Source organism: Streptomyces sp. M2CJ-2, from assembly GCF_016757295.1.
GTDB lineage: Bacteria > Actinomycetota > Actinomycetes > Streptomycetales > Streptomycetaceae > Streptomyces.
This window is the reverse complement of sequence record NZ_JAESIF010000018.1, coordinates 122,216-129,740: the sequence shown is the minus strand read 5'-3', so window position 1 is coordinate 129,740 and position 7,525 is coordinate 122,216. Positions and strand designations below refer to the sequence as shown.

Below are 7,525 nucleotides of genomic sequence, written 5' to 3'. Positions count from 1 at the left end.
GCTTCCCACGTCCGGCAAACCCACAGATCACAGCCGCCTGGACACCCGCACTCAAGCCGTAACTTCACGGCCTTGGCCAAAAGCCGCCCACGGAATCCCCTGCCGTGGGCGGCTTCGCTCATGCCCCGTGTGTCCCGCGCGTCCGGGCCGGCCGGCGGGGCGTTGCGGTCACGACCCCAGGACCGACGTCAGGAACTCCCCGACCCACGCCAGCAACTCCCGGCCGACCAGCGGCTTTCCGCCCACCTTCGCCGTCTTCGGCCGGGGCACCAGCACCTGGTGGACGGCCGGCTTGAGGACCGTGCCCGGGTAGAGCCGCTTGAGGCGCAGCTCCTGGGACTCGCGCAACTCCACCGGGGCGAACCGGATGTTGTTGCCCTGCAGGACGATCTCCCCGACGCCGCACGCGCGCGCCAGCATGCGCAGGCCCGCCACCAGCAGCAGGTTCTCCACCGGCTCCGGCAACTTGCCGTAGCGGTCGACGAGTTCCTCGCGCACCCCCTTGACGTCCTCCTCCGAGTTCGCGGAGGCGATCGCCCGGTACGCCTGCAGGCGCAGCCGCTCGCCGGGCGCGTAGTCGTGCGGGACGTGCGCGTCGACGGGCAGCTCGATCTTGACCTCGAGCGGCGGCTCCTCCTGGATCTCGCCGGTCTCCAACTGGCGCCGGTAGTCCGCGACGGCCTCGCCGACCATCCGGACGTACAGGTCGAAGCCCACGCCCGCGATGTGGCCGGACTGCTCGCCGCCGAGCAGGTTTCCGGCGCCGCGGATCTCCAGGTCCTTCATCGCCACGTACATGCCCGCGCCCATCTCGGTGTGCTGGGCGATCGTCGCGAGCCGCTCGTGCGCGGTCTCCGTCAGGGGCTTCTCCGGCGGGTAGAGGAAGTAGGCGTAACCGCGCTCGCGGCCTCGTCCCACCCGGCCGCGCAGCTGGTGCAGCTGGCTGAGGCCGAAGTTGTCGCCGCGCTCCACGATCAGGGTGTTGGCGTTGGAGATGTCGATGCCGGACTCGACGATCGTCGTCGACACCAGCACGTCGTACTTCTTCTCCCAGAAGTCGACGACGACCTGCTCCAGCGCCGACTCCGACATCTGCCCGTGCGCGGTCGCGATCCGCGCCTCGGGCACGATGTCCCGCAGCCGGGCCGCCGCGCGGTCGATCGACTCCACCCGGTTGTGGATGTAGAAGACCTGCCCCTCCCGCAGCAGTTCACGGCGGACGGCCGCGCCGATCTGCTTCTCCTCGTAGGGGCCGACGAAGGTGAGCACCGGGTGGCGCTCCTCCGGCGGCGTGGTGATCGTCGACATCTCACGGATGCCGGTGACCGCCATCTCCAGGGTGCGCGGGATGGGGGTGGCGGACATGGTCAGCACGTCGACGTTGGCGCGCAGCTTCTTCAGCTGCTCCTTGTGCTCGACGCCGAAGCGCTGCTCCTCGTCGACGATGACCAGGCCCAGGTCCTTGAACTTGGTCTCGGAGGAGAACAGCCGGTGGGTGCCGATGACCACGTCCACCGACCCCTCCTTCAGGCCCTCCAGGACCGCCTTCGCCTCCGTGTCGGTCTGGAACCGGGACAGCGCCCGCACGTTCACCGGGAACTGCGCGTACCGGTCGCCGAACGTCCCGAAGTGCTGCTGCACCAGCAGCGTGGTGGGGACGAGCACGGCGACCTGCTTGCCGTCCTGGACGGCCTTGAACGCGGCGCGCACCGCGATCTCCGTCTTGCCGTAGCCGACGTCGCCGCAGATCAGCCGGTCCATCGGGACCGACTTCTCCATGTCCTCCTTGACCTCGGCGATCGTGGTCAGCTGGTCGGGCGTCTCCGCGTACGGGAAGGCGTCCTCCAGCTCGCGCTGCCAGGGCGTGTCGCCGCCGAAGGCGTGCCCGGGTGCCGCCATGCGCGCGCTGTACAGCTTGATCAGGTCGGCGGCGATCTCCTTGACGGCCTTCTTCGCCCGCGCCTTCGTCTTGGTCCAGTCGGCGCCGCCGAGCCGGTGCAGGGTGGGTGCCTCGCCGCCGACGTACTTGGTGATCTGCTCCAGCTGGTCGGTGGGGATGTAGAGGCGGTCGCCGGGCTGGCCGCGCTTGGCGGGGGCGTACTCCACCACCAGGTACTCGCGGGTCGCGCCCTGCACGGTGCGCTGCACCATCTCGATGTAGCGGCCGACGCCGTGCTGCTCGTGGACGATGTGGTCGCCCGGCTCCAGGGTGAGCGGGTCGATGGTCTTGCGGCGCCGGGCCGGCATCCGGGCACCCTCGCGGCCGGACGCCTTCTGGCCGGTCAGGTCGGTCTCGGTGAGCACGGCGAGCTTGAGCATCGGGTCGACGAAGCCGTGGTCGACGCAGCCGCAGGCGACGTGCACGACGGACGGGGCGATCGCGCCGAGGTCCGCCTCCAGTCGGGCCGCGATGCCCTCGCCGCCCAGCACCTCCACCGTGCGGGAGGCCGAGCCGTGGCCCTCGGTGACGAACACCGTGCGCCAGCCGTCGGCGAGCCAGCCCTTGGTGTCGGCGAGCGCCCGCGCGGTGTCCCCGCGGTAGGTCTCGGGGGCGTGCATGCCGAGCTTGAGGGTGTCGTTGTCCACCTGTTCGTCGGCGGCGAACGGCGACACCGACCACCACATCATGTCCAGCTCGCGCGCCCGGTCACGGACGTCCGCGATGGACCACAGGGAGGCCGCACCGACGTCGATGGGGGCCTCCCCGCCGCCCGCGGTGGCCGCCCAGGACGCCTGCAGGAACTCCTGCGAGGTCGCCACCAGGTCGGCGGCCCGCGTGCGCACCCGCTCCGGGTCGCAGACGACGGCCATGGCGCCCTCGGGCAGCACGTCCAGCAGCAGCTCCATGTCGTCGACGAGGACGGGGGCCAGGGACTCCATGCCCTCGACCGCGATCCCCTCGGCGATCTTGCCGAGCAGCTCACCCAGCTCGGGGTGCTGTTCGGCGAGGGCCCGCGCGCGCTCCCGTACGTCGTCGGTGAGCAGCAGCTCCCGGCAGGGCGGGGCCCACAGGCCGTGGTCGGCGATCTCCAGGGAGCGCTGGTCGGCGACCTTGAAGTAGCGGATCTCCTCGACGTCGTCGCCCCAGAACTCGACGCGCAGGGGGTGTTCCTCGGTGGGCGGGAACACGTCGAGGATGCCGCCGCGCACCGCGAACTCGCCGCGCTTCTCGACCAGTTCCACGCGCGCGTACGCGGCGGCGGCGAGCGCCTCGACGGTCTCGTTCAGGTCGGCGGTCTGTCCCGTCCGCAGCGCGACGGGCTCCAACTCGCCCAGACCTTTGACCTGCGGCTGCAGCACGGAGCGCACGGGCGCGACGACGACGGAGACGGGACCGGTCTCGGGGTCGTCCGACCGGGGGTGGGCCAGCCGGCGCAGGACCGCCAGGCGGCGTCCGACGGTGTCGCTGCGGGGGCTGAGCCGCTCGTGCGGCAGCGTCTCCCAGGACGGGTACTCCACGACCCCCTCCGGCGGGAGGACGGAGCGCAGGGCCGCCGCCAGGTCCTCCGCCTCACGGCCGGTCGCCGTCACGGCCAGCACGGTACGGCCGGTTTCCCGGGCCAGGGCCGCGACCGCGAAGGGGCGGGCGGCCGGGGGGCCGACCAGGTCGACGTGCATCCGGTTGCCGTCGGCGGCCGCCGAGATCGCTTCCGCGAGGGCGGTGTCCTTGACGACGGCGTCCAGCAGACCGTGCAGGCTCATTCGAGGCGCTTCCATCCGGGGTGTGCAACACGACAGGCCCGACACGCGCCGCGGGCCGGGGGTGTCCAGCGTACGACGCCGAGCCCGCGGACACCGGAAGCCTGTGGACGACGCCCACCGCCCGAGTCGGCCGAGCCGGAAGTCCGGGCAGCAACGGGCCCGGTGTCGGAAGGCCCTTCAGGGCTTCCCGACACCGGGCGCTCCCCCGCTGCCCCCGTGTGCGGTGGCCGGGCGGTGGCTACTCGGTGGCGATGGCGTTCAGGACGTTCATCCGGCCCGCCCGGAACGCCGGGACCAGGGCCGCGAACAGGCCCACGAACGCCGAGCCGATGAACACACCGATGATCGTCTGCCACGGGATCTCGAGGACCTTCAGGCCCTCCAGGACGAGGAGCTGCTGCGCGGTGACGCCCCAGCCCATGCCCAGCCCCAGACCCAGCAGGGCACCGAAGAGGGCGATCACGACCGACTCCAGGCGGATCATGCGGCGCAGCTGGCGACGCGAGAGGCCGATCGCCCGCATCAGGCCGATCTCCCTCGTCCGCTCGACCACCGACAGGGCCAGGGTGTTGACCACACCCAGGATCGCGACGACGATCGCCAGGGCCAGCAGACCGTAGATCATGTTCAGCAGCTGGCCGATCTGGCCCTTCAGCGTCTCCTTGAAGTCGGTCTGGTCGCGCACGGTGTACTGCGGGTAGTCGTGCAGCGAGTCCTTCAGCGCCTTGTACGCGACTTCCTGCTGCCCCTCCTTCGCCGTGGCCATGACCATCAGGTCCAGCGGCATCCGGTCGGCCGGGACGTGCTTGGCGAGCGTCTCGATGGACGTGTACATCCCGCCCGGATCGATCCCGGTGTCGCTCTCGGTGATCGCCCGCACCGTCAGCCGGCCCGTGGAACCGTCCTTGAACGCCACACTGATCGTCGACCCGATGCTGATGTCGTGGTCCTTGGCGAAGTCGCCGTGCACGGACATCGAGTCGGGCCGATAGGCGTCCGCGAGCTTCCCGGCGAGCGTTTCGGTCCGCACGTCCTCCGCGTACGACGGGTCGGCCGCCGTGATCGCCGTCTTCTTCAGCGTCTTGCCGTCGGGCGTGGTGAGGTCGGCCTCGGTCCACTTGTACTCGGTGACGCGCTCCAGCCCCGGCGTCGACTTCACGGCCTCCACGGCCTGCGGGGTGATCAGCTGGCCCGCGTCGCTCTGGATGATGAAGTCCGTACCGACCGTCCTGTCGATCTCCTCGTTCGCGGAGGCCACCATGGAGGAGCCGACCACCGACAGGCACGCCACCAGCGCGAGACCGATCATCAGCGCGGCGCCGGTCGCGCCGGTACGGCGCGGGTTGCGCAGGGCGTTGCGTTCCGCCATGCGGCCGACGGGACCGAACGCCCGCAACAGGACCGCGCCGAGCACGCGGACCACGCCACCCGCCAGCACGGGGCCGACCAGGACGAAGCCGATCAGGGACAGCACCACGCCCAGGCCCAGCCACATGGAGCCGTCCGCGGCCTTGTCCGCACCCGCCGCCAGGTACAGGGCGAACCCGCCGACGGCGGTGAGGGCCAGGCCGATTGCGCCCCGGATCCGGCCGGCCTTGGCGTCCGCCGGGGTGCCGGCGTCACGCAGAGCGGCCATCGGGGAGATCTTGCCCGCCCGCCGGGCCGGCAGATAGGCGGCCAGGACGGTGACGACGACACCGAGGAGCAGTCCGATCGCCGGGGTCGTCCAGGCGACGGTGAGGTCGTCCGTGGACAGGTCCATGCCCGCCATGCCCATGAGCTTCATCAGCCCGACGGCGAGGCCGACGCCCGCGCCCACACCGAGCACCGAACCGACGACGCCGAGGAGCAGCGCCTCGATCAGCACCGAGCGGTTGACCTGCTTGCGGGAGGAGCCGATGGCCCGCATCAGGCCGATCTCCCGGGTGCGCTGGGCGACCAGCATGGAGAAGGTGTTGATGATCAGGAAGATGCCGACGAGGAAGGCGATCCCGGCGAAGCCGAGCATCCCGTACTTCAGGACGCTCATGAAGCCCTCGACGTCCTTCTGGCCCGCCTCCGCGCTCTCCTTCGCGGTCAGCACCTTGTAGTCGCCGCCCAGTGCGGCGACGACGTTCTTCTTCAGCCGCTCCTCGCTGACGCCGTCGGCGGCCGTGGCGCTGACGTTGGTGAAGACGCCGCTCTCGCCGATCAGGGCCTGCTGGGCGGTCTTCGTGTCCAGGTAGAAGATCGCGGCACCGGGGTTGGTGACAGTGAAGTCGGCGATGCCGGAGATCTTCGCGGTGTGCGTGCCGACCACGCTGATCACGCCGATCTCGTCACCGAGCTCCAGGCCGTGCTTGTCGGCGGTGTCGGCGTCGACCATCACCTGGTCGGGGCCCTCGGGCGCCGCACCGGAGGTGATCTTCATGGTGCGGGCGTCGTTGTCGTTCCAGCTGCCGACGATGGTCGGGGCGCCGCTGGTGGGCGAGAGGCTCTCCTTGTCACCGTCGACGACGGTCACCGAGGTGGAGAACACCGCGCCCTCGGCCGACTGCACCCCGTCCGCCTTTTGCACCTCGGCGAGCACGGAGGCCGGGATGACCGGCGGCTTGCCGTTGTCGGAGGTCGTCTCGCCGCCGTCGGAGGCGTCCTTGGCGCTGACCGTGACGTCCGACGACGTGGCCGCGAACAGTTTGTCGAACGTCGTGGACATCGTGTCCGTGAAGACGAGGGTCCCGCAGACAAAGGCCACCGACAGCAGGACGGCGACGGCCGACAGCGCCATCCGCCCCTTGTGCGCGAGGAAGTTGCGCATCGAGGTCTTCAGCACGGTCATGACGTGCGCCCCCGGGCGTCGAAGTCCTTCATCCGGTCCAGGACCTGTTCGGCCGTCGGCTGGTGCATCTCGTCGACGATGCGGCCGTCGGCGAGGTACAGCACACGGTCCGCGTAGGAGGCGGCGACCGGGTCGTGGGTGACCATCACGATGGTCTGGCCCAGGTCGTCGACCGAGCGGCGCAGGAAGCCCAGGACCTCGGCGCCGGCGCGCGAGTCGAGGTTTCCGGTCGGCTCGTCACCGAAGATGATCTCGGGCCGGGCCGCCAGCGCCCGCGCCACGGCGACGCGCTGCTGCTGACCTCCGGACAGCTGGGTGGGCCGGTGCTTCAGCCGCCCGGCGAGCCCCACGGTCTCCACGACCCGGTCCAGCCACTCCTGGTCGGGCTTGCGGCCGGCGATGTCCATGGGCAGCGTGATGTTCTCGAGCGCGTTCAGCGTCGGCAGCAGGTTGAACGCCTGGAAGATGAAGCCGATCCGGTCCCGGCGCAGCTGGGTGAGCTTCTTGTCCTTCAGGCCGGTGATCTCGGTCTCGTCCAAATAAATCTGCCCGCTGGTCACGGTGTCGAGCCCGGCCAGGCAGTGCATCAGCGTGGACTTGCCGGATCCCGAGGGGCCCATGATCGCGGTGAACTGGCCGCGGGCGATGTCCACGTCGACGTGGTCGAGCGCGACGACGCGGGTCTCTCCGGCCCCGTACGCCTTCACGACCTGCCGCGCCCGCGCGGCAACGGCCGTACTCCCTCCCGTCGCCCGGCCACCACCCCTCATCGAGGCGCTTCGCGCCGCACCTTCCGAATCGCCCCCGTGCCCGGGAATGGTCACAGCCGATGTCACGGTAATTCTCCTATGTCGGTAAGCAATGGGAACAGCGGTGCCCGGCGCGACCGCCGTCGTGCCTGACGGCCGCTTCGTGCGTGTTCGTTCGACGTGGTTCAGTCTGGCGGCGGGGAGGATCGTGCGCCCTGGTGCCCGGCGCAGTCTTCTCCTGAGGAAAACCCCACCC

3 protein-coding genes are annotated in these 7,525 nt (G+C 70.7%); all 3 read right to left on the bottom strand.

The annotated features are described in order from the left end of the window. Nucleotides 1-168: 168 nt before the first annotated feature. The 3 genes from mfd to JL475_RS16850 all read right to left on the bottom strand — a co-directional run bounded on the left by mfd (nt 169) and on the right by JL475_RS16850 (nt 7,290). Entirely contained in the window at nt 169-3,702 is a 3,534-nt protein-coding gene (gene mfd / locus JL475_RS16860; RefSeq protein WP_202278525.1) for a transcription-repair coupling factor, read from the bottom strand. A 238-nt stretch (nt 3,703-3,940) separates the two neighbouring features. Continuing rightward, a complete protein-coding gene (locus JL475_RS16855; RefSeq protein WP_202278524.1) occupies nt 3,941-6,520 on the bottom strand; it encodes an ABC transporter permease in 2,580 nt (859 codons plus the stop codon). Beyond that, entirely contained in the window at nt 6,517-7,290 is a 774-nt protein-coding gene (locus tag JL475_RS16850; RefSeq protein WP_202278523.1) for an ABC transporter ATP-binding protein, read from the bottom strand. Before JL475_RS16850 ends, JL475_RS16855 begins: the two co-directional genes overlap by 4 nt. Nucleotides 7,291-7,525 lie beyond the last annotated feature (235 nt).

Excerpts from the sequence above, each read along its gene's own strand:
- mfd (WP_202278525.1), bottom strand. The coding sequence starts at position 3,702 with ATGAGCCTGCACGGTCTGCTGGACGCCGTCGTCAAGGACACCGCCCTC.
- JL475_RS16855 (WP_202278524.1), bottom strand. The coding sequence starts at position 6,520 with ATGACCGTGCTGAAGACCTCGATGCGCAACTTCCTCGCGCACAAGGGG.
- JL475_RS16850 (WP_202278523.1), bottom strand. The coding sequence starts at position 7,290 with ATGAGGGGTGGTGGCCGGGCGACGGGAGGGAGTACGGCCGTTGCCGCG.